The 22,806-nt window shown below is 71.0% G+C and carries 13 protein-coding genes; 9 read left to right on the forward strand and 4 right to left on the reverse strand.

The features are described 5' to 3' along the window. The first annotated feature begins 111 nt into the window (after positions 1-111). Positions 112-2,319, forward strand: a complete 2,208-nt coding sequence (locus PPSIR1_RS00180; RefSeq protein ID WP_157595050.1) for a hypothetical protein — start codon at positions 112-114, stop codon at positions 2,317-2,319. Positions 2,320-2,345: 26 nt separating this feature from the next. After that, positions 2,346-2,696, forward strand: coding sequence for a hypothetical protein (locus PPSIR1_RS00185; RefSeq protein WP_157595051.1), 351 nt, complete (start codon positions 2,346-2,348; stop codon positions 2,694-2,696). A gap of 3 nt (positions 2,697-2,699) precedes the next feature. Here PPSIR1_RS00185 and PPSIR1_RS00190 read toward each other — a convergent pair whose 3' ends face one another. Further along, positions 2,700-4,877: an alpha/beta hydrolase family protein gene (locus tag PPSIR1_RS00190; RefSeq protein ID WP_006968929.1), complete on the reverse strand. Its 2,178-nt coding sequence runs from the start codon at positions 4,875-4,877 to the stop codon at positions 2,700-2,702. Between the two features lie 470 nt (positions 4,878-5,347). Between PPSIR1_RS00190 and PPSIR1_RS47220 the strand changes: the two genes are divergently transcribed. Next, positions 5,348-6,475: a hypothetical protein gene (locus PPSIR1_RS47220; RefSeq protein WP_157595052.1), complete on the forward strand. Its 1,128-nt coding sequence runs from the start codon at positions 5,348-5,350 to the stop codon at positions 6,473-6,475. 339 nt (positions 6,476-6,814) lie between these two features. Beyond that, a complete protein-coding gene (locus PPSIR1_RS41445) occupies positions 6,815-8,056 on the forward strand; it encodes a sigma-70 family RNA polymerase sigma factor (RefSeq protein WP_232296406.1) in 1,242 nt (413 codons plus the stop codon). A gap of 13 nt (positions 8,057-8,069) precedes the next feature. Here PPSIR1_RS41445 and PPSIR1_RS00205 read toward each other — a convergent pair whose 3' ends face one another. Then, a complete protein-coding gene (locus PPSIR1_RS00205) occupies positions 8,070-8,849 on the reverse strand; it encodes an NRDE family protein (RefSeq protein ID WP_006968932.1) in 780 nt (259 codons plus the stop codon). Positions 8,850-8,912: 63 nt separating this feature from the next. On the opposite strand from PPSIR1_RS00205, the gene PPSIR1_RS00210 reads away from it, so the two are divergent. The 5 genes from PPSIR1_RS00210 to metH all read left to right on the forward strand — a co-directional run bounded on the left by PPSIR1_RS00210 (position 8,913) and on the right by metH (position 20,812). After that, positions 8,913-12,662, forward strand: a complete 3,750-nt coding sequence (locus PPSIR1_RS00210; RefSeq protein ID WP_006968933.1) for a hypothetical protein — start codon at positions 8,913-8,915, stop codon at positions 12,660-12,662. Positions 12,663-12,905: 243 nt separating this feature from the next. Continuing rightward, positions 12,906-14,303: a GTPase HflX gene (gene hflX / locus PPSIR1_RS00215; RefSeq protein WP_006968934.1), complete on the forward strand. Its 1,398-nt coding sequence runs from the start codon at positions 12,906-12,908 to the stop codon at positions 14,301-14,303. Then, entirely contained in the window at positions 14,300-15,652 is a 1,353-nt protein-coding gene (locus tag PPSIR1_RS00220) for an ATP-binding cassette domain-containing protein (protein WP_006968935.1), read from the forward strand. The genes hflX and PPSIR1_RS00220 overlap by 4 nt, the downstream gene beginning before the upstream one ends. A gap of 463 nt (positions 15,653-16,115) precedes the next feature. Continuing rightward, entirely contained in the window at positions 16,116-17,060 is a 945-nt protein-coding gene (locus tag PPSIR1_RS00225; RefSeq protein WP_198154423.1) for an ArsR/SmtB family transcription factor, read from the forward strand. After that, entirely contained in the window at positions 17,057-20,812 is a 3,756-nt protein-coding gene (metH, locus tag PPSIR1_RS00230) for a methionine synthase (RefSeq protein WP_006968938.1), read from the forward strand. Before PPSIR1_RS00225 ends, metH begins: the two co-directional genes overlap by 4 nt. A gap of 39 nt (positions 20,813-20,851) precedes the next feature. On the opposite strand, the gene PPSIR1_RS00235 is transcribed toward metH, so the two are convergent. Together PPSIR1_RS00235 and PPSIR1_RS00240 are read right to left on the reverse strand one after the other, a co-directional pair. Further along, positions 20,852-21,718: a formylglycine-generating enzyme family protein gene (locus PPSIR1_RS00235; RefSeq protein ID WP_006968939.1), complete on the reverse strand. Its 867-nt coding sequence runs from the start codon at positions 21,716-21,718 to the stop codon at positions 20,852-20,854. Continuing rightward, positions 21,715-22,794, reverse strand: a complete 1,080-nt coding sequence (locus tag PPSIR1_RS00240) for a hypothetical protein (protein ID WP_157595053.1) — start codon at positions 22,792-22,794, stop codon at positions 21,715-21,717. Before PPSIR1_RS00240 ends, PPSIR1_RS00235 begins: the two co-directional genes overlap by 4 nt. Between the last annotated feature and the right edge of the window lie 12 nt (positions 22,795-22,806).

The raw sequence follows: 22,806 nt of genomic DNA on the forward strand, positions 1-22,806 counted from the left end.
CGCTGCGATCGCCGTGAGCCTGCGCCGATCGGGGAGGTCTCTACGCCTGTACGGGAGCCCGCGCAGGGGCCAATGACGAGACCTCGGCCCGGGCTGCGTTATGCTCCCGCGGTGCCTCTAGGTGCCTGCACGGTCCGCTTCGCCCGGGAGCCCGCGCGCGTCGTCTTGGCCGCCCTCGCGCTGGCGCTGATGCTGCTGTTCCCGCTGGTGTGTCGGGCGGGCATCCCGGTGATCGCGCCGGGGCGGGAGGCCGAGATCCTGGCCTTGTTTCAGCCCCACGAGCTCGGCGATTCCCTGAGCGATGGTTGGACCCTGCACTCGTTTTCGGTCGACGCGGGGACCATCCACGTGTGGATCGAGGGACCGCCAGCGTCCGAGGCGAACGGCCAGGACGCGGAGCCCGTGTACGCCGAGCTGCGCCTCGATCACCCGGACTACGGACCTCTCGGATCCCGGGCGCTCCCGGGCTTTGCCGTGTCCGCTACCCAGGTTCCGCCGGGGAGCCAGGCGGCCATCGACGCGCTCGAGCGCGCCGTCGCGGCCAACGACGCGGGGGAGTTTTGGGCCCGCGACATGGTCTACGCCGAGGGCGAGGGCGAGGTGTTGCGCGGCTCGTCCCGGCGCCGGCTCGTCCAGCTGCTCACCGACGGGGTGGTGCTCATCAGCCTGCTGACCTTGAGCCTGCTCGCCCTGGTCGCGCGCAAGCTCGCGGGCGCGCCGCGGTGGGTGGTCGCGGCGCTGTGTGGGGCGGTGCTCGGGGGGGCGCTGCTGCGGGTGTGGCTGAGCCCGGCCGTCGCCCTCGCGCCCTGGCCCTACTCGCGCTTTTTGGTGTCCGCGCGGCTGCTCTACGAGGGCCCGGTCCTGGCCATGGCCCACGAGGGCGCGCTGTGGATGACCGAGACCGTGCTGACCAGCACCCTCGTGCTGGCCTGCCTCGCGCCCCTGGCCGTCTACGTCCACGCCCGCTACCTGCTCGACGATCACCGCGCGGCGCTCGTGGTCGCGGTGGTCGTCGGGGTCTTGCCCCTGCACCTGCGCTTTTCCCACTCGGACGCGGCCTTCATCCCCTCGATCACCGTCAGCTCGCTGGTCTTCACCCTGGTCCACGCGGCGACCCGCGAGCGCTCGGCGGCGTGGGCGTGGATCGCCCTGGCGATCGTCGGCTTCCCGCTCGCGCTGATGTTTCAGGTCCGGCCGCTGAACATCATGTACTACCCGCTGCTCGTGGCCACGGCCTTCGTCGACGGCGGCCTCGAGGGCGAAAAGCCCCCCGTCGATCGCCTGCGCGCGGCCCTGGCCTTCGTGCTGATCACCGGGATCACCTTCGGCCTGGGCGTGCCCTGGCTGCTCGCGGACTTCGGCCAGCAGGTCAGCGAGGGCCTGAGCCTCGAGACCCTGCGCGGGGCCGTGGAGGTCATCTTCAGCCCGCGCATGAACGCCCTGCTCAACCCGAGCTTCACGCCCCCGGGGTTCACGGCGCTGGCGGTGCTCGGGGCCGTCGATCTGTGGCGCCGAGGTCGGGCGCGCCTGTTCCTGTTCCTCGTGCTGTGGCTGCTCGGCTTCCTCGTGGCCCACGCCTACGTGATCCCGCGCTCGCCCTACATGCAGGCCCGCTACCACCTGCACCTCGTCGTGCCCTACATGCTGCTCGTCGCCTGCGGCTTCGAGGCCGCGCTGCGCTGGCTGAAGGCCCGGCGCGAGTCGGGGGAGGCCGTCGCCGGCCGCGTGGTGATCACCGCCAAGCTCGAGCGCGGGCTGGTCGTCGGGCTCGTCGCCTACGCCCTGGCCTCGCCGCTGATCCACCTGGGCTTCATCCGCGCGGTCGACTTCAACGACACCCAGGAGTTCCTGTTCGTCCACGAGCAGCGCGAGCGCATCCCCGAGGCGTGCACGGTCATCGAGTACATCGGCGACACCGAGGACGTCCGCTTTGAGCGGGTCGGGGCCTACATGGACGCGGGCGTGCGGAGCCAACGCTGGACCGTGCTGACCATCCCCATGGCCGCGGACGGCGACGACGGCTTCGAAGGCGCCGACGCGGCCGCGGCCTTGCCCGAGGCGGTGCGCGCGGCCATCGAGTCTCCGCCCGATTGCCTGTACTGGTACGCCGGCTTGCCCTGCTGGGGCACCAAGCCCGAGGGCAGCCACCGGGCGCCGGCTTGCGAGTTCATGGACGGCGTGCTGCCCATGGAGGAGGTCGCCGCCCTCGAGCGGGCCTCGCGGGTCTACGACGGCAACCTCGCCGAGGACCTCGAGGACGGCACGCCGATTCGCTTTTCACTCAGCCGCGTGCGGACCGAGGACCTGGGCGCGCGCTGAGTCCGGTATCCGGTATGATGGGCGCGATGCGTCGCGCTTCGTCGGTGGTCCTGGTTTTGGTGTGTGGCTCGTTGATGGCCTGCTCGGCGCGCGGGGAGCTCGACCGCATGTGCGATGTCGCGGGGGAGGTCATGGCCGACGAGTCGATCCCCGATGACCTCAAGTCCCAGCTGATCGCCAAGCGCTTTCGGCCGCGGAACCTGAAGGTCAAAAAGGCCCTCGAGGCCATCGGCAACGCGCCTGCGGAGCAACGCATGCCGCTGCTCCAGGAGGTCGCCGGCGAGGGCTGGACCTGCCCCGCCCTCGCCGAGGCCTTCGATCCCAACTTCGGCGAGGACGAGGACGAGGACGAGGCGGCGGCTCCGGTCCCCGAGTAAGGGTCAGGGTGTGACGGTCTCTTCGAAGGCCGTCCCGCGGACCAGGGCCTCGGGGTCGTAGGGCGAGGGCTCGCCGCCGAGGTAGCGGTGGAACCAGTCGAGGTGGGCCGCGTAGTACAGCGGCATCGAGCGCACGTGGCTGGGCCAGTGGCCGTCGTTGGGGAACACGATCAGCCGCGCGGGCACGTCCTTGCGGCGCAGGGCCGTGAACAGCTGCAGGCTCTGGGTGTAGGGCACGCGGTAGTCGAGCTCGCCGGTGACGATCAGCGTGGGCGTGACGAATTTGTCGGCGTAGGTCGAGGGCGACCACTCGGCGTAGGCCTCGGGGTTCTCCCAGGCCGGGCCGCCCAGGTCCCACTCCGGGAACCACAGCTCTTCGGTCGCGCCGTAGAAGGAGTCGAGCTCGTAGATGCCCATCATCGAGGCGATGGCCGCGAAGCGATCGGTGTGCCCGAGCAGCCAGTTCATCATGTAGCCGCCGTAGGACCAGCCCATGGCGCCGACGCGTTTGTCGTCGACGTAGGGCTCGGCGGCGAGGTGCTCGACCACGGCCATCACGTCCTCGAACACGGCCCCGCCCCAGTCCTTGGAGATCGCCGCGGTGTAGTCCTGGCCGTAGCCCGAGGAGCCCGTGGGGTTGGGGAAGGCGAGCACGTAGCCGGACCCGGGGTAGACCTGCCAGTCGCCGCGGAAGCTGTCTTGCCACTGGGACTGCGGCCCGCCGTGGACGTTGACGATGAGCGGGTAGGTCTTCTTGGGGTCGAAGCCGTGGGGCTTGACGAGCCAGGTGTGGACCTTGCGGCCGTCCTTGGACTCGATCCACAGCTCCTCGGCGGGGCGCATGTCGACGCGCTCGACGATGGCGTCGTTGAAGCCCGTGAGCCGCCGGCCGCGGCGGCCCTGGGCGTCGGCGGTGTAGAGCTCGACGGGGGTGCCGATGCCCGAGTGGGTGAAGGCGAGGGCGCCCGCGGGGCCCACGTCCCAGCTGCGCACCGCAGGCAGGGCGAGCTTGGTGATCGCGCCGCCTGCTCGCTCGACCCGGAACAGGGGCGTGCGGCCCTCGACGTCGGCCTCGAAGATCACGCTGGCGCTGTCGGGGGCCCAGGCCAGGTCCGTGACCCAGTTGTCGAAGCCCTCGGTCAGCACCGTGGTCTCCCCGCGCTCGCGGTCGTAGACGGCCAGGCGCGCGCGGTCGGACTCGTAGGCCGGGATGGCCTGGCGGCGAAAGGCGATGTAGCGCCCGTCGGGGGAGTAGGCCGGGGCGCCGTCGTAGGCCTCGTTGGCGTCGGTGATGTTGAGCGGCTCGGCCCAGGCCTTGGCGAGGGCCGCGGCCCCGCGCGGGCCGGCCTGTTCAGCGACCAGGGGGACGACGAAGAGATCCTTGTTGGTCGTCCACGACTGCGCGTTGTTGGGGTCGCGGTTGCTCTCGAAGCACAGCTCCTTGCCGTCGGGGGAGAAGGCGAAGCTGCCCCCGAAGGCGGGGGAGTCGAAGTCGCCGGGGGTGACGTCCGCGACCGCGCCGGACTCGAGCTCGAGCACGAAGATGTGGCTGCGCTGGAGGTCGGCGTAGGCGGTCCAGTGGCGGTAGAGCAGGTCGTCGGCGATGTGCGCCTGGATGGGGTTCTCGGCCAGGGCCGTGCCCGCCTCGGCGTTGGCCAGATCGTCGTCGCCGTGCTCGGGGAAGACCGTGGTCACGAAGGCCACGCGCGCGCCGTCGGGGGAGACCTCCGGCGAGCCCACGCCCGTGGACACGCCGGTCAGCCGCTCGGGCTCGCCCCCGTCGATGGCCATGCGCCACAGCTGCGCGCCCTCGCTGTCGGCGTCCGAGCGCGTCGAGACGAACACGAAGCTGCGCCCGTCGGGGAGCCAGCGCGGGGAGCCGTCGCTGCCCTCGAAGCGGGTCATGGCGCGCAGGCCCGTGCCGTCGGCGTGGACCAGGTAGATGTCCGTGTTCTGCTCGCCGGCGGCCAGGTCGTAGCGCGTCGCCGTGAACAGGATGCGCTCGCCGTCCGGGGACCACTGCGGGGCGCCGACGCTGCGCAGCGCGTAGAGGGTGTCGATGGTGAAGGGCTCGCGCTTTCGCGCGGCGGGGTCGAGGGGATCGCGACGATCGACGAAATCCCAGCCCGTCTCCGGGTCATTTCGGGGATCGCTCGCGGGATCGTAGGTGGTGCTCAGCAACCGCGGGGCGGCATCGCTCGGGGCCGCGGTCGCGGGGACGGCCGGCCCGTCGGCTGCCTGCTCGGGGGCAGCGTCGGGACAAACCGTCGTTTGCGTGTGACAGGCGATGACGGGTAGGACCGCGGCGAGGAAAGCGGCTCTCTCGGAGACGAGCATGGGAGGCAGGCTAACCCAAGGCGCAGTCTCGCTCGCGAGCTTTCGCGCGCATCGTCGACTGATCTTCTGGGCGGCCGAGATCCCGACCGAAGTGGCCTCAAACGCCAATTGGAGCACAATGCCCATCGATGGTTGGGCACCCGCCTTCGACTTTGTCGCTGAATTGATCGATGTGTCAGCTGCATTGAGAGACGGCTGGGACTACCTTCATTGCCGTGACGACTCGACTGAAAATCATGGGCCTTGGCTTGCTTCTATTGCCCATCGCTTGTGGGGATGACGGGAACGCCGACGCCTCCGATTCCAACGCCGAGATGGCGACGGAGGAGAGCGGCACCGGCAACGACGAAGCCGGCGAGCAGGGCAGCACCACCGCGGGTGAGGCCGGCGACATGGACCAGGGCAGCTCGACGGACATGGACGGCTCGACGGACATGGGCGAGGGCTCGACGGACATGGACGGAGAGAGCTCGACGGACATGGACGGGGAGAGCTCGACGGACATGGACGGGGAGAGCTCGACGGACATGGACGGGGAGAGCTCGACGGACATGGACGGGGAGACGGACATGGACGGGGAGAGCTCGACGACCAACGGAGACACGACCACGACCGAGGGCGAAGACTTCTGCGACAAGGTCGACTTCCTGTTCGTGATCGACAACTCGATCTCCATGCTGCCCGAGCAGGACGCCCTGACCGCGGCCTTCCCCGGCTTCATCGACGCCATCGAGAACACCCTCGACACCGACGACCACATCCTGATCACCGACACGGACCTGCTCGGCTGGTGCACCCCGGGCAACTGCGCCAACCCGGACAGCCTCAACGAGCTGTGCGAGGGGCCCGACTCCTTCGCCTGCACCATGGAGCTCGAGGAGTGCGACGCGACCCTCGGCGCGGGCGTGGACACGCCCTCGGGCCAGGGCTCGAGCAACATGTTCTGCGATCCCTTCGGCGGCAAGCGCTACATCCTCGAGGACGAGCCCGACAAGGCCAGCACCTTCGAGTGCATGGCTCGCGTGGGCCTCGCGGGCTTCCCCGCCGAGCGCCCCCTCGACGCCATCGTGCAGGCGGTCAGCGACCCCCTCAACGCCCCGGGCGGCTGCAACGACGGCTTCCTCCGTGACGACGCCATCTTGGTCGTCACCTTCATCTCCGACGACGACGACAACAACGAGGTCAACACGCCGCAGCAGGCCTTCGACGCCGTGGTCGCGGCCAAGAACGGCGACACCGATCGGGTCGTCGTGCTCGGCCTGACCCCGGGCGAGGACAACAACTGCTCGTTCACCCCGGGCGCCGGCGACCACTGGGTCGAGTTCATCGAGATGTTCGGGACCCAGGGCCTGCACGGGGGCAGCTGCGAGGACAACTACGTGCCCTTCTTCCAGGGGGCGGTCGACGTGATCGTGCAGGCCTGTCAGGCCAACCCGCAGTAGCGGAGCGCACGTGGCGCTGTCCTCGAGGGGAGGATCCCTCCCCGGGGATGCGTAGAACGCGTGGCCAAAAGGACGGCGCTGGCAAGAGCTGGCGCCGTTTGCAATTGGTTCATAGAGAAACGCTCATCGAGTTTTGAACGTAGTTTTTAGGATCCTATAGGCCATTTTATTAGCCACTTGAAAATATGTAATACGTATTGCATTTTGATGTTGTCCACTGTTAGCGTAAAAATGTGCTGACACTGAACAACGCAAGCGCGTGAGTCCAGCACGTGAGCCCAGGGAAGGGCGATGAACCAAGGAGGTCCAGCCATGCAGACGACGACGAGTAGCCAGGTAGTGAGGAAGCAGCGAGACGCCAGCGCTGCGAAGGCGCGCACGACCGTGCGGGTCTACCTGGGAGAGCTGTCCAAGGTCGACGTGATGACCGCGGAGCAGGAGCAGGCTCAGGCGGCCAAGATCGCCGACTGCCGCGTCCGCTATTGGAAGGCGCTGCTGTGCTATCCGCCCTTCGCCGGAGCCATCGCCGACCTGGTCGAAGAGGCGCTCGTCCGCGACGAGGTCGAGGACCTGCCCAAGGCGGAGCTCGACGATCTGCGCGTGCGCTCCCGGGCCTACCGCGACCGCGAGACCAAGGGCAACCGGGAGATCTTCGATCAGTCCCGCGAGACCCTGGCGCGGCGCATGGCGGGCATCGACCGCGACGGCAAGTACGGCGAGCTGGTGTCCGTGGACCTGCAGGCCATCGAGGCCAACCGCCGCGACGTCGTCCGCCTGAGCATCACCTACCCGCCCCGCGGCAGCCGGCCCTTCGCGCGCTACGTGCAGCGGGCCCGCAGCGCCCACCAGGCCCTGTGCTGGGCCAAGAACGAGTTCGTGCAGGCCAACCTGCGCCTGGTCGTGACCATCGCCCGGCGCTACGACCAGCGCCTGATGCCCCTGTCCGACCTCATCCAGGAGGGCAACATCGGCTTGATGAAGGCCGTCGATCGCTTCGACGGCAAGCGCGGCTATCGCTTCTCGACCTACGCGACGTGGTGGATCCGGCACTCGATCAACCGCGCGCTGGCCAACAAGGGCCGGACGGTGCGCCTGCCCGCGCACGTGTCCGCGGACATCCAGCGCATCCAACGGGCGACCCGCGAGCTCGAGACGCGCACCGGCGAGTCGCCGAGCGTCGACGAGCTGGCCAAGGAGACCGGGCTGAGCAAGACCCGGGTCCGCAAGCTCAGCAAGCTCAGCCTGCACAACCCCGTGAGCCTCGACGCGCCGAGCAGCGACGACGACTCCCGCGGGCTGCTCGATCGCCTCGAGGACTCGAGCGCGCCGCGGCTGGCCGACATGGTCGAGCTCGAGGACATGAGCGAGCACCTGCGCGAGGCGATGTCCGCCCTCGAGCCCATCGAGGCCGACATCCTGCGTCGGCGCTACGGCCTGGGCGTCGCGGGCGAGGAGTTCGAGGCCATGACCCTGCGCGAGCTCGGCGAGATGCACCAGCTGTCCCGCGAGCGCATCCGCCAGCTGCAGCAGCGCGCGCTCAACAAGCTGCGCCGCGAGTTCGCTCGCCGCGGCCTGCAATAGCGGGGGCCTCTCCCTAGCGCTCCGCCAGGAGCCCGCGATAGTCGACGAAGGGCGTCCCCGGAGGCCCGTCGGCGAAGGCGTAGTCGGCCACGCCGCCCTCGCGCAGGGCGATGAGGCTGCTCGAGCAGGTGCCGTAGGCCGGCAGCCGGACCCACACGGCGTGCATGGCCGCGCGGGTCGCCTCGGTCAGCTGGGAGCGGGGCTCGGGCGGGAGCTGGGCTGGGGGCTGGTCGTCGCCGAGGAGCTCGACGAGGCGGGCGCGGGTCGGCGCCCAGCTCGGCTCGACGCCGCGGAGCCCGGCGTGGATGCGCTCGACCTTGGGGAAGGCCGGAGAGTCGAGGGTGTCGTTGGGCAGCACGTGGACCCCAGGGGGGACCGCCTCGATGGCGAGGGTGTCCCGGCCGTAGGCGACCCACAGGCCCTCGGCGTCACCGAACAGCAGGTTGAAGGGGTTGTAGTCCGAGGCCTCGATGCCGCGCAGGTAGGCGTGGGCTGCCTCGGCGCCCCCGCGGGCTCCGGCGCGCAGGGTCTCGAGCACGACCTGGCCGCGCGAGGCCTTGGCGGGATCGGGGGCCCCGAAGATGCGCTGGTTGGTGACGCCCACGAACCACCCCGAGGGCGTCAGGCCCATCCAGGTCCCGCCCGCGACGGCGTCTCGTCCCCCGACCACGCCGAGGGCCGGATCGAGGAGGGTCGGCCCGGAGGACGGTCGCTGGAGCAGCTCGTCGCGGTTGGCCGCGACGACGAGGGGCCGCCCCGGGACCCGATCGCGCAGGACGATGATCGTGCACACGGCCCAGAGCCTCCCGCCCCGAAGCCCGCGGTGCAAGGGGCCGGCATCGACTATCATCGAGGGGTGAGCGAAGGGCCGGCATCGAAGGCGATCCTGGGGCTGGTCGACTCGCTGCGCGCCGACGGTGGCGCGCGCAGCTCGGGCCGCTTCACCATCGACGAGGCCCACGCGCGCTCGAAGATGCAGCGCTTCGCCCTCGAGGACCCGGACCGCTACGTCCTCGAGCTGGTCCAGGCCGCGGTCCTGCGCGGGGCGAGCTGCATCGACTTCACCATCGACGCCGACGACATGATCGCCGAGTTCGACGGCGAGGCCTTCACCCGGCGAGAGCTGAGCGGGCTGTTCGCCTCGCTGTTCGCGGCCGGCAGCGCGCCGGGGCTGGCCGGGGCGCGCAAGCTGGCGATCGGCGTCAACGCGGCCCTCGGCCCGGAGACCAGCTACGTGCTCGTCGAGAGCGGCGCCACGCGGGCGCGGTGGGATCGGGCGGAGGTCGAGGCGGGCGGGCAGGCGGCGCTCGAGACCCTGGACCCGCCCCGGGACCACACGCGGATCCACGTCAAGCGGCGGGCGACCGTCGCCATGCTCGCGGACGTGCTCGCCGATCGCCTGGGTCGCCTGCCCATCGAGGTGCTGCTGCGCGACCGGGTCGCCTACTCGCCGGTGCCGATCACCCTCGACGGGCGCGCCATCGCCGACGGCAGGCAGCTCGCCCCCGGCTTCGCGCGCAGCATCCTCGAGCCCGTGCGCCTCGGCGACACCGGCCACGTGCTGCGCGGGAGCCTGATCCTCACGACCGACGACTCCGCGCGGATGTTGCTGGTCAAGAACGGGGTGTGGCTCGCGGGGCACACCCTCCGCGGGGCCCCCCCAGGCCTGCTCGTGCTCGTCGACGCCGACCGCTTCGAGCTCGACGTGTCCCAGGCGCGCTTCCTCGACAACGGGCTGATGGCGGCCGTCGCCCGGGGGTCCGTGGCGCAGGTCCCGGCCCTGCTCGAGACCCTGCTCGCGCGGCTCATCGCCAAGGACTTCGAGGCCCTCGAGTACAGCCGCTACTCCCAGACCGAGGCCGCGTCGCTGGCCTTTCGCCGGACCCTGCTGGCCAGCGTCACCCTCCCGGCGCTGCGCAACGACGCGCGGATCCAGGCGCTGGCCGCTCGGGTCTACTGGCGGCGCGCGTGCGGGCAGGAGGAGCGACGCGTCGACCTGGCGCAGCTCGCTCGCGCGGCCCAGGTGCGCTTCGTGACCCAGCGCTACCCCGACCTGGACCCAGGCCCCGAGCCGATCCTCTACCTCAAGCGCCGCGAGGACCTGCCCCAGCTCCAGCGCATCTTTGGTGGCCGGCTGGGCTCGGCGGAGACCGATCTGATCCGCCGTCGGCGGATCCGCGAGGGCTACGATCGTTGGCGCAAGCGGGCGATGGCGCCGCGGCTCCCGGACGCCAGCGGGGGGATCCAGCGCAGCCGCCTGCGCGTGGATCTGGGCGCGAGCATGGCCCTGCGCGGGGAGCTGGGCGTCCAGTTCGCGCCGCCGCAGCTGGGCGTGGGCTCGGCGGCGGCCAAGGTGTGGCTCAACCGCGAGGGCCGCTGCCTGTGCCGGGTGGAGCTCGAGCTGGGCATCCAGAACTTGTGGATCGTCGCGGAGTCCGAGTTCACGCCCTGGCCCAACTACTCGGGGGTGGTGGCTGACGAGCACCTGCTGCGCGCGCTGATCGAGCTGTTCGCCGCCATGGGCCCGCTCTTCGTCCCGGCCGTGAAGCACAGCCGGGGCTACGGCCTGCGCCGCTGCCGGGAGTGGCTGCTGGCCTGCCTGTCCCGCGCCGGGTGGACCAAGCTGATCAAGGCCTGGGGCTTCTCCGATTCCGACATGGCCCGCGCCGGGGCGCTGTGGTCCAAGGCCATGGTCGAGCGCCTGACCTTGAGCAACCCCCGGTCGAGCGTGCACGCCATCGCGTCCTTCCCGATGTTCGCCGCGTACTCCGGGGGTTGGTTGAGCCTCCAGCAGCTGCGCACGCGGCTGCTTCACGAGCAGCGCTTGCCCTACGTCTACGCTCGCCAGGGTCGACTGGCCGGGGACGAGGGGGCCCTGCGCGGGGTCTTGTCGCTCTCGCCCCAGGAGGTCGAGGTGCTCGGCGCGTTGCTTGGCGAGCACGCGCTCGTGTCCCACGTCGAGGAGCTCGAAGAGCGCAAGGCCTTCGCGGCCCACCGCGCCCGCCCGGCCATGACCCCGACGGGCGTCGCCGAGGCCCACGGAAAGACCGGAGGGTGCATCGTCATCCGCGCCCGGAACTGCTCGGGCTTGCTGTGGCCGGCCCACGAGAGCAGGGTCGAAGCGCCGGACTCGGACCGCGTCACCGTCGTGCTCTTGCGCCACCAGCGAGCCCTGGGCCAGTGCCGCGTGGACCTGGGCTTTGGCCCGCTGATGGCCGCCGTCGAGCACCCCGCGCTCATGGGCGACGCGAGCTGGCAGGTCGCCGCGCCGTGTCGGGCGCTGGCCGAGGTCGAGGCAGCCGTGACCCAGGCGGCTCGGCAATGGTTGGGTCACAGCGTGCGCAACTGGAGCCGGCGTCCCCGGGCCGAGACCCAGGCCCTCGTGGCGCGAACGCCCCACCACAACTGGTTGCGGCGAGCGCTGATCCACTGCCTCGCCCGATCCGTCGAGCGGGACACGGCCATGCCCCCGAACATCGAGAACCTGGCCTTGTTCTGGACCACCCAGGGGCCCGGAGAGGGGCGCGAGGGCGACGGCACCCTCTACCGGTTGGTGTCTCTCGTCGAGCTCATGGCCTGGGCCGAGGCCGACGGCAAGCTGCTCTACGGCCCCGGCCGGACCAACCCCGCGCGGACCCGCCGGTTGCACGCCCACGTCGCCGAGCTCACTGATCTGCGCGCGCTCTTTGGCGAGGTGCTGGTCCACGTCGACGGTCTGTTCGTCTCGCCCTCGCCGCGCTCCCAGGCCGAGGCCGAGGCCGAGTGGGAGGGCCCGCGTTCGTTCGCTTCGTTGCTCGAAGAGCTGGACCTCGAGCTGGACCCCAGCGCCGAGCTGGAGTTCGCCGAGCTCCTGGATCTGGAGGTCGAGACGAGCGTGGAGCTCGAGGTCGTCGAGGACGACGACGAGGACAGTGAGCTCGAGGAGCTGGCCGCTTTGTTCGCGGACTTCGAGGACTTCGGCGAGCTGTTCGAGAAGGTCGATCCGACGCTCTCGGCCGTGCGCGCGCGCTTGACCGAGGTGGTCGAGGTCGAGGTGGTCGAGGAGCCCGAGGCGGTCGAGGACGCCCACGCGGCGAGCTCGGGGGCGCTGCTCGTCGCCCTCGAGGACGTCGATGAGATCGAGCTGGCCGAGCTGGACGAGCTGGACGAGCTGGACTTCGACTGGGGGGAGCTCGAGGACCAGGGCGAGCCGGCGTCGACCGAGGGGCTCGCCGTCGAGGGCGAGACCCCAGCGTCGACGGAGCCGGCGTCCCCAGCCACGCCTTCGGAGTTCGAGGACCTCGAGGCTCACCTGCGCGGAGTCCTGAGCAGCGTCGCCAAGGGGGCGCCCGCGCTCGCGCGCAGCCTGAACGTGCGCGTCGACGTCGGGCGAGGCTCGGGCCAGGCCCTGGTCCGCGGCGAAGGGGAGGGGCTGTTCTTCGACGCGACCCACCCCGTGCTCCGGCGGACCGAGCACGGCTTGTTCGAGCAGGTCCTCGCCGTCGCCAGCTCGGGCGCGGCCTTGGGCCTCGACGTCGAGCGAGAGCGCATCCTGCTCGAGACCCTCGCCCGGGGCTCGGCGTCGTGGTTCACCGCCGAGGCCCGAGACGCCCCGCCCGCGGGTTGAGCTCGGCAAGCTGCGCTTGCACGCGTGGACGACTGGGGCTAGGCTCGGCCCACGTCGTCAAGCGATGTACACGTACTTCCAATAGTCCGCTCGTTCGAGCACGGTCCGTCTGAATCGACGCCCGACTGATGTCCCGGGAGCAGCCCGAGCCGGTGCTGTTCGCCGCTGAGACGTCCTTCGAGCTCGTTTATCCGCACCCCCAATCGCCTCGTGAACCGCACGAGGCGGGACTTGGAAGTCGTCATGAAATTCCACTCCGATTCCATTGAAGAGCACAACGAAGCACCCCTCGCCGATGATGGCGCCCTCGACCAGCTGATCGCCCGCTGGACGGCGAAGTCCGGCGAGTCCGGCCCCGCCAAGCCCGGCCTGGGCGAACCCAACCACGCCTGGGTCGTGGCGGTCGGTGACTGGGAGGCCTACGAGGAGCGCAGCGCCGAGGCCCAGCTGGCCGAGCTCGTCGCGCTCGTCGGCGCCCAGGGCGACGCGATCGTGGGCTACGAGCTGTGTCGACGGGCCAAGCCCGATCCGCGCACCTACCTCGGCTCGGGCACGGCCGCGGCGATCGCCGAGCGAGCCCGGGCGGCGGGGGCCGACATGCTCGTCATCGACGCCGAGCTCAGCCCCTCGCAAACGCGCAACCTCGAGGACGTGACGGGCTTTTCGGTCTGCGACCGCGAGGCCGTGATCCTCAACGTGTTCCTGCGCCACGCCAAGACGCGCACGGCCAGGATTCAAGTCGAGATCGCCCAGCTCGAGTACCTCCGGCCGCGCATTCGCGGCATCGGCCTCGACATGGATCAGCAGGCCGGCGGCTTGATGACGGCGCGCGGACCGGGCGAGACGGCGTCGGAGCTGCTGGCGCGGCGGATCGACGGGCGCCTCGCCGAGCTGCGTCGCCAGGTCGCGCGGCTCGAGCGAGCGGGGCAGCGCCAGCGCGAGGGGCGAGCCAGCTGCGGGCGCGTCGCGTTGGTCGGCTACACCAACGCCGGCAAGACCTCGCTGATGAACGCGCTGACCCAGGCCGAGCTCTCGGCCCGGGACATGCCCTTCGAGACCCTCGACACGACCACGCGGAGCCTGACCCGTCACGGCGGGGACGTCATCATCAGCGACACGGTCGGCTTCATTCGGCGACTCCCGCAGCGCCTGCTGGCGAGCTTCGAGACGACCCTGGCCGAGATCCGCGAGGCCTCCGTGGTCTGCGTCGTCGTCGACCTCTCCGACCCCGAGTGGGACATGCACCTCGACACGACCCACGCCTTGCTCGAGCGCCTCGGGGCGGGGGCGCTCGCGCGGGTCTACGTGTTCAACAAGCTCGACAAGCTCGCGCCGGCCGAGCGACCGCGGCCCGCGGTGCTCGAGGCTTGCGCTCAGGGCCACGCTCACTGGGCCCTGAGCGCCCACGACGAGGACGCGGTCGCGAGCGTGCGCGCGGCGTTGATCGACGCGGCGCGTCCCCACCATCGGCGGGCCCGGGTGCGCCTGCCCTACGCCGCGAGCGAGGCCATCTCGGCCGTCTACGCCCACTGCCGGCTGCTCTCGAGTGAAGCCATCGCCGAGGGTCTGGTCGTCGACATCGACGGGCCCGCCCACCACGTGGCCGCGATCGTCGCGGCCGGACAGGTGCTCGAGGGATGACCGCCATTGCCCAGCACACCGCGCCCGTCCTCGTCGAGCTGCGCGAGCTCGACCTCGACACGCCGAGCGGGCGGCCGCTGATTCGTGGCCTGACCGCGATGATCGCCGGGGGCGACCGGGTCGCGCTCATCGGTCGCAACGGCGCGGGCAAGTCGAGCCTGCTCGAGCTGATCGCCGGTCGGCGAGAGCGCGCGGCCGGTCGGGTCGTGACCCGGGGCGAGCTGCGCCTCGTCGGTCAGCAGCTCGACGCTCGGGATACCCGCGAGCGGGCGACGGCCCTGGTCGAGGCCATCGCCGACGACCCTCGACGGCAGGCCGCGCTCGAGGGTCACCGCGCGCGGGCCGGCCTGCCGCCGCTCCCCGAGCTGCTCGAGCGCCCCGCGCTCAGCCGCGGTGAGCTGCGCAAGCTCGCGCTGCTGTGCGCCTTCGTCGAGGCCCCCGAGCTCTTGCTGCTCGACGAGCCGACCCAGGACCTCGACGCCCGCGGGCTCGCGTGGTTGGGGCGAAGCCTCGCGCGCTGGCCCCACGCGCTGCTGGTCGCGTCCCACAGCCCGCGCCTGCTCGCCGAGTTCAGGCACTTCTTCGTCGTCGCCGAGTCGGGCTGTCGCTACTTGCCCGGGCGCTTCGAGGCGGTCGCCGCGACGCTCGAGCGCGAGGCCCTGCGCCGAGAGCAGCGCTACGTCGAGGGCCTCGCCAGGCTCGACCACGACGAGCGCCGCAACCGGCAGATCAACCAACGGCGCGCGCGCAAGAAGAACCTCGGTCGGATCCACGAGCTCGGCCGCGGGACCCCGCGCTCGCGCCTCAACAAAAAGCGCAGCTACGCCCAGGAGAGTCAGGCCCGGGTCGCCAAGATCCGCGCGCAGCGAATCGCGGGCTCGCGCGGCTGGACCCGGGCGATGCGGCGGGCGCTGCGGGTCGAGCTGCCCCTCGACGCCCTCGTCGCCGAGCTCCCGCCGGACTCGGGGCAGCCCATGATCACCGCGTCTGGCCTGTCGCTTCGCCGCGACGGCCGAGCGTTGTTCGCGGGCCTCGACGTCGAGCTCGGGCGTCGGCGAGTCGCGCTCACCGGCCCCAACGGCAGCGGCAAGACCACGCTCTCGAGGGTCTTGCTCGGCGAGCTCGCGCCCGACTCTGGGGTCGTCGAATTGCGCCGCGACGAGGCCATCGGCGTGATCGCCCAGGGCGCGAGCAACTGGCTCGACGCGCGCAGCTTGCTCGAGCGCCTCGCCGAGGACCACGGCCTCGACCGCGCGGCCCAGCTGCTCGTCGCCCATCGCTTCCCCCTCGCCCTCGCCGAGCGGGCGCTGCGGGAGCTCAGCCCCGGGAGCGGGTCCGGGCGGCGCTGATCTGCCTCTACCGCCGCCGGCCACCGGTCGAGCTCCTGGTCCTCGACGAGCCGACGCTCAGCCTCGACTTCGTCGGCCTCGCCGCGCTGACCAAGGCGCTGCAGGCCTGGCCGGGCGGGTTGCTCGTCGCCAGCCACGACGCCGACTTCCTGGCCGCGGTCGGCTTCGACGAGGCGATCGAGCTGTCCTCGAGCTAGGCCGGCAGCCCGCTCACGGCGGCATGCAAAGGCCGAAGTCCGGGTTGCAGTACAGGTTGCCGTGGCAGTCCGTCGTGCAGGTGCAGTCCTCGCGCTCTCGCGCCGCGAGATCATCCTGGCGAGATCACCCATTCGAGCGAGAGTGAACACACGGGGTCAGGGCGGCGTTAGTTGCGCGTCGCTGTTAATTGGCCAACAGAGCTTGTCTCGCCAGCCTCTTCGTGGCAATCATCAGGATATCCGTTCATCCTGATGATCGGATATCGATGCCCGCCATGCCCGACCTCAGCCAGACGGTGGACCTGCTGTCCGTGCTCGCGGACCCGACTCGGGTGCGCCTGCTGGCGTTGCTGGACGAGGAGCTGAGCGTCGCCGAGCTGACCCGGGCGACGGACCTGCCCCAGTCCCGGGTGTCCAACCACCTGCGCAAGCTCAAGGACGCGCGCCTGGTTCGGGATCGGCGGGAGGGCTCGTCGAGCTACTACTCCCTCGATCTGGCCCAGGTGGACGACGCGGCCCGGTCGATGTGGAAGCTCGTTCACGACGGCCTCGACGACGCGCAGCTGGCTCAGGATCAGCGCCGCCGCGCCGCGGCCCTGGCCGCGCGGAGCTCTCGCTTGCCCTGGCCCGACGAGGTCGCCGGGCAGATGGAGCGCCACTACTCGCCCGGTCGGACCTGGGAGGCTACGACCCGCGCGCTGCTGGGGTTCATGGCCCTCGGGGAGGTCCTCGACGTGGGCTCGGGCGACGGCGTCAACGCCGAGCTGCTCGCCCCCCACGCGCGCCGTGTGACCTGCCTCGACTCCAGCGAGCGGGTGCTCGAGGCGGCCAAAAAACGCCTGGAGCACGTGCCCAACGTCAGCTTTTGCATGGGCGACATGCACGCGCTGCCCATGGCCGAGCACGCCTTCGACGCGGTCTTGCTGCTCCACGTGCTCACCTACTCGCTGGCTCCCGAGGAGGCCATCGCCGAAGCCACGCGTGTGCTTCGTCCCGGCGGCGCCCTCGCGCTCGTGACCCTCGCGGAGCACGAGCACGACACCATCGCGCGGGCTTACGACCACGTGAACCACGGCTTTGAGGTCGAGGTCCTGGAGGTCATGATGCGCCGCGCTGGCCTGCAGGTCGAGCAGTGCGCCTTGAGCTCGCGAGAGCGCCGCAAACCTTACTTCCAAGTCATTACCGCCTTCGCTCGAAAGCCATCATCGTGACCGATTCGACCCAGACCACCCGTGACCGCCTCCAGGCCCTCATGCGCGAGCGCATCGTGATGCTCGACGGGGCCATGGGCACGATGCTCCAGGGCTACTCCCTGGGCGAGGAGGACTTCCGGGGCGAGCGCTTCGCCGACCACCCCTCGCCGCTGGCCGGCAACAACGACCTGCTCAGCCTGACCCGCCCGGACATCGTCCGCGAGGTCCACCGCATCTACTTCGAGTCCGGGGCGGACATCGTCGAGACCAACACCTTCTCGTCGACCTCCATCGCCCAGGCCGACTACAACCTCGAGCACCTCGCCCGCGAGCTCAACGTCGCCTCGGCGCGCCTGGCCCGGGAGGCCGCCGACGCCGTCGCGACCCCGGAGCGCCCGCGCTTCGTGGCCGGGGCGATCGGGCCGACCAACCGGACGCTCTCGCTCTCGCCCGACGTCGAGGACCCGGCCTACCGGGCCATCGACTTCGCCACGCTGCGCGACGCCTACGCCGAGCAGATCGACGGCCTGATCGAGGGCGGCGTGGACCTGCTGCTGATCGAGACCATCTTCGACACCCTCAACGCCAAGGCGGCGATCATGGCGATGTTCGAGGTCTTCGAGCGCCGCGGCGTCGAGATCCCGCTGATGATCTCGGTGACGGTCACCGACCGCTCGGGGCGGACCCTCTCGGGCCAGACCATCGGGGCCTTTTGGCGCTCCGTCGCCCACGCCAAGCCGCTCAGCGTCGGGCTCAACTGCGCCCTCGGAGCCTCGGCGATGCGCCCCTACGTCGCCGAGTTGGCCGAGCTGGCCGGCTGCGCGGTGTCCTGCTACCCCAACGCCGGCCTGCCCAACGCCTTCGGCGAGTACGACGAGCTGCCCGAGCAGACCGCCGCGGAGCTGGGCGAGTTCGTCAGCAGCAACCTGGTCAACATCGTCGGGGGCTGCTGCGGGACGAGCCCGCAGCACATCGAGACCATCGCCGAGTTCGTCGAGGGCAAGGCCCCCCGGGCCATCCCCGAGGTCGACGGGGCCCGCGAGCGCAACTACGAGGCGTCGCACTTCTCCGGCCTCGAGCCCCTGACCATCGACGGCAACACGGGCTTCGTGATGGTCGGCGAGCGGACCAACGTCACCGGCTCGCGCAAGTTCTGCAAGCTGATCAAGGCCAACGACTACGACCGGGCGCTGAGCGTCGCGGTCCAGCAGGTCCGCTCGGGCGCGAACATCCTCGACGTCAACATGGACGAGGGCATGCTCGACTCGGAGCAGGCCATGCGCACCTTCTTGAACCTGATCGCCTCCGAGCCCGAGGTCGCCCGGGTGCCGATCATGATCGACAGCTCGAAGTGGTCGGTGATCGAGGCCGGGCTCGAGTGCGTGCAGGGCAAGGCCATCGTCAACTCGCTCTCGCTCAAGGAGGGCGAGGCGGACTTCCTGGCCAAGGCGGCGGTGGTCCAGCGCCACGGCGCGGGCCTGGTGGTCATGGCCTTCGACGAGACCGGCCAGGCCGAGAGCGCGGCGCGCAAGCTCGAGATCTGTTCGCGGGCCTACACCCTGCTGCGCGAGCGCCTCGACTTCGAGCCCACGGACATCATCTTCGACCCCAACGTGCTCGCCGTGGCCACGGGCATCGAAGAGCACGACCGCTTCGCCCTCGAGTTCATCGAGGCCTGCCGCGGGATCAAGCAGGCCTGCCCCGGCGCGCGCATCAGCGGCGGCATCTCCAACCTCTCGTTCAGCTTCCGCGGCAACAACCTCGTGCGCGAGGCGATCCACTCGGCCTTCCTCTACCACGCGATCGCGGCGGGCCTGGACATGGGCATCGTCAACGCCGGCCAGCTCGAGGTCTACGCGGAGATCGAGCCCGAGCTGCGCGAGCGCGTCGAGGACGTGCTCTTCGTCCGCCGCCCCGACGCCACCGACCGGCTGATCGAGCTGGCCGAGGGCCTCAAGGGCAAGAAGAAGGAGCGCAAGATCGACCTGAGCTGGCGCGAGCAGTCCGTCGGGGCGCGCATGGCCCACGCCCTGGTCCACGGCATCACCGACTTCATCGAGGACGACACCGAAGAGGCGCGCCAGACCCTGGGCCGGCCCCTCGAGGTCATCGAGGGCCCGCTCATGGACGGCATGAAGGTCGTCGGCGACCTGTTCGGCGCGGGCAAGATGTTCCTGCCCCAGGTGGTCAAGAGCGCCCGGGTCATGAAGCGCGCCGTCGCCTACCTGACGCCCTACATGGAGGACGAGCAGGGCGAGGGCGAGCTCGAGCCCCAGGGCCGGGTGGTCCTGGCCACGGTCAAGGGCGACGTCCACGACATCGGCAAGAACATCGTCGCGGTGGTCCTGCGCTGCAACAACTACGAGGTCCACGACCTGGGCGTGATGGTCCCGGCGGACAAGATCCTCGAGTCGGCGAAGGAGAACCGGGCGGACATCATCGGGCTGTCCGGGCTGATCACCCCGAGCCTCGACGAGATGGTCCACGTGGCCAAGGAGATGCAGCGCCTGGACTTCGCCACGCCCCTGCTGATCGGCGGGGCGACGACCAGCCGCCAGCACACGGCCGTCAAGATCGCGCCGCACTTCGGGGAGCCCACGGTCCACGTCCTGGACGCCTCGCGGGTCGTCAACGTGGTCTCGGACCTGATGGATCCGGGGCGCCGCGAGACCCTCGACGCGCGCAACCGCAAGGAGCAGGCGAGCCTCCGCGAGCTCCACGAGCACAAGCGCAAGAACCCCATCACCCCGCTGATCCGCACGCGCCGCCAAGGCCCCAAGCTCGACCACGGCGTCGACACGGTCGCGACCCCGGACTTCCTCGGCGCGCGGGTCATCTCGGACGTGTCCCTGGCCGAGATCGCCGAGTACATCGACTGGACCTTCTTCTTCACCAGCTGGGGCCTGCGCGGGGTGTTCCCCGGGATCCTCCAGCACCCCAAGTACGGCGAGGCGGCGCGCGAGCTCTACGACACGGGCCGGCGCATGCTCGACGAGCTGGTGGCCAAGGACCAGCTGGGCGTGCGCGCGGTCCAGGGCTTTTGGCCGGCCCACGCCGACGGCGACGATTTGGTGCTGTGGGAGCCTGGGGCCGTGGGGGAGCGAGAGCGGGCGCGCTTTCACATGCTCCGCCAGCAGCAGGTGCGCGGGCCCAAGTCGGCCAACCGAGAGCAGCGCCCGGTCTACCGCTCCCTCGCCGACTTCGTCGCGCCGCTGTCGAGCTACGGCGAGTCTGGCCTGGTCGACTACGTGGGCGCCTTCGCGTGCACCACCGGCGTGGGCGCGGACGAGCTCGCCGCGCGCTACGAGGCCGCCCACGACGACTACTCGGCGATCATGGTCAAGGCCCTCGCCGATCGCCTGGCCGAGGCCTACGCCGAGCTGCTGCACGAGCGCGCGCGCCAGTCCTGGTACGCCCGCGGCGAGGCCCTGAGCAAGGCCGAGCTGATCAAGGAGAAGTACCGCGGCATCCGCCCCGCCTTTGGCTACCCGGCTTGCCCGGACCACACCGAAAAGGGCGCGCTCTTCGATCTCCTCGGCGCGCCCGCCCAGGGCATCACGCTGACCGAGAGCTACGCCATGCAGCCCGGCGCGGCGGTCAGCGGCATCTACCTCGGGCACCCGAGCAGCCGCTACTTCACCGTGGGTCGCCTGGGGCGGGACCAGATCGAGGACTACGCTCGGCGCAAGGGCATGAGCGTGTCCGAGGCCGAGCGCTGGCTCGCGCCCAACCTCGGCTACGACGACGGCAGCGCGGGCGCAGCGGCTTAGTACCGCGTGTCAGGCCCAATCTTCTGACGCGCGAGTGTCTCAGCACGCCTTGGGCTGCTGCGCGGCGAGGGCGGGCGCGATGAAGCGAAAGCCCAGGTAGTGGCTGCGGTTGTCCGGGTGGTGCCAGTAACGAAAGGCCGCCCGGCAGTAGCGAGCCGCGGCGTGCCAGCAGCCCCCGCGGCTGCATCGCTTGATCCCGCGGGTGCCGATGGGGTCGAACACGGGCTGCTCGTCGACGGTGTAGCGGCGCCGCCCGTCGGCGCACCACTCCCACACGTTGCCGAGCATGTCGTGCAGGCCCCAGGCGTTGGGGCGCTTGAGGCCGACGACCCGCGTGCCCGCCCGGGTGTGCGGGTGCTGCATCTGCGGCCACTCGCTGGAGTCGTAGCCCTCGTCGAGGTCAAAGCCGACGCCGCTGTTGCCCGCGTACCAGGCGATGGCGTCGAGGACGGGGGCGTCGCACAGGCCGCGCAGCTCGACGGGCCCGGCGTGGGTCGCCGTGGTGCTCCCGGCCCGGCAGGCGTACTCCCACTGGGCCTCGGTGGGCAGCGCGAGCCCGGGGAGGCGGGGGGCGAGCGCGCTCAGGAAGGCCTGGGCGTCGTGCCAGGACACGTTCTCGACGGGGCGCTCGGGGCTCGGGTAGCGGCTGGGGTTGTCGCCCATGACGGCTCGCCACAGCGCCTGGGTGCACGGCGTCTGGGCCATCCAAAAGCCGCGGCTGAGCGCGACGGGGTGGGCGGGGCCTTCGCGCTCGAGGCGGCCGGGCTCGTCCGCCGGTGAGCCCATGACGAAGGCGCCCGGGGGGATCCAGCGCATGCAGGTCTCGATCCCCTCGACGCGAAAGCGGGCCCAGCGACCGTGCGTGTCGTGTCCGCTGGCGTGGGCCCAGGCTGGGGTGACGCTCATGGGGCCGCGGGCGGGGTCGGCCCGGCCTCGGCTTCAGCCGCTGGGGCGCTTTCGCTGGGGGCAGCCGGAGCTGGCTCGGCCGGCGGCGTCGCCCCCTCGGGGACCATCGGCGGCGCGACCACGTCGAGCCACAGGTGGTGCAGCTGCGTGTCCGTGAACTGCTCGACCGCGAGCTCGCCGAAGGTCATGCCCTCCTTGGGCCGGTACTTGGCCTGAGGATCCAGAGCCACGGGCACGGCGGCGGTCCGCCCCTTGGGCGGCTCGAAGCCCATGGTCATGGCGTAGAGCAGGGTCATGATCTCGTCGCGCTTGGTGCAGTTGCAGTGCTCGAGGGCGGCGGCGCTGGCCTTGGCCAGGTGGGCGCAGCGCTCGTCCTGGCCGACCATGGCGAGGGTCTGGAAGGCGCCGCCGAGCTCCTGGCACTCGGCCCCGTGCTGCTTGATGAGCTGGCCCGTGAGCATCAGGCGCTTGCTGGGGTCGCCGGGGGTCTGGGCGGTGAGGGTCTCGAGCAGCTCGGGCAGGCGCGGCTGCGGCACGGGGGTGTCCTCGGTGACCTGGACGAGGAAGCGGACCTCCTTGCGGCCCTTGGCCGAGAGCCCGCGCTGGAGCTCGGCGACGGCGCTCACGGGCACGTCCGCGGCCACGGCGATGGCCAGCTCGCCGGGCTCGGGCACGCGCCGGGGCGGGTCGGCGAGCCAGTCCTGGATGGAGATGAACTTCTTGGCGCCCTGAGGATCGAGGAGCCCGCGCTTGGTCAACGTCATGATCGTCGACGTGGTCGGGTGGTAGCTGGGCCCAGCCCACGGGACCTTGGGGACGGCCACGGGCGGGATGCCGATGTCGTAGTCGCAAAAGCGCTTCAGCTCGGCCTCGATGGGGCCGCGCTCGCACACGTTGGGGTCCACGGCGGCGCCCTCATCCGCCGCCGCCTTCGAGTCCTCCGCCGTCTTCGCGTCGCCCTCGGCCTTCCCGCTGGTGTCCGGCGGGGGCTCGCAGCCGAGCAGCGCCACCACGGTCAGCGCCGGGGCGAGGCGAGACAAGAGACCGCGGGCTGCTGGATGCTCGAGGCGTCGCACGTCGGCGCAGGG

Source organism: Plesiocystis pacifica SIR-1 (assembly GCF_000170895.1).
Lineage (GTDB): Bacteria > Myxococcota_A > Polyangia > Nannocystales > Nannocystaceae > Plesiocystis > Plesiocystis pacifica.

Excerpts from the sequence above, each read along its gene's own strand:
- PPSIR1_RS00185 (WP_157595051.1), top strand. The coding sequence starts at position 2,346 with ATGCGTCGCGCTTCGTCGGTGGTCCTGGTTTTGGTGTGTGGCTCGTTG.
- PPSIR1_RS47220 (WP_157595052.1), top strand. The coding sequence starts at position 5,348 with ATGGCGACGGAGGAGAGCGGCACCGGCAACGACGAAGCCGGCGAGCAG.
- hflX (WP_006968934.1), top strand. The coding sequence starts at position 12,906 with ATGAAATTCCACTCCGATTCCATTGAAGAGCACAACGAAGCACCCCTC.
- PPSIR1_RS00220 (WP_006968935.1), top strand. The coding sequence starts at position 14,300 with ATGACCGCCATTGCCCAGCACACCGCGCCCGTCCTCGTCGAGCTGCGC.
- PPSIR1_RS00225 (WP_198154423.1), top strand. The coding sequence starts at position 16,116 with ATGCCCGCCATGCCCGACCTCAGCCAGACGGTGGACCTGCTGTCCGTG.
- PPSIR1_RS00235 (WP_006968939.1), bottom strand. The coding sequence starts at position 21,718 with ATGAGCGTCACCCCAGCCTGGGCCCACGCCAGCGGACACGACACGCAC.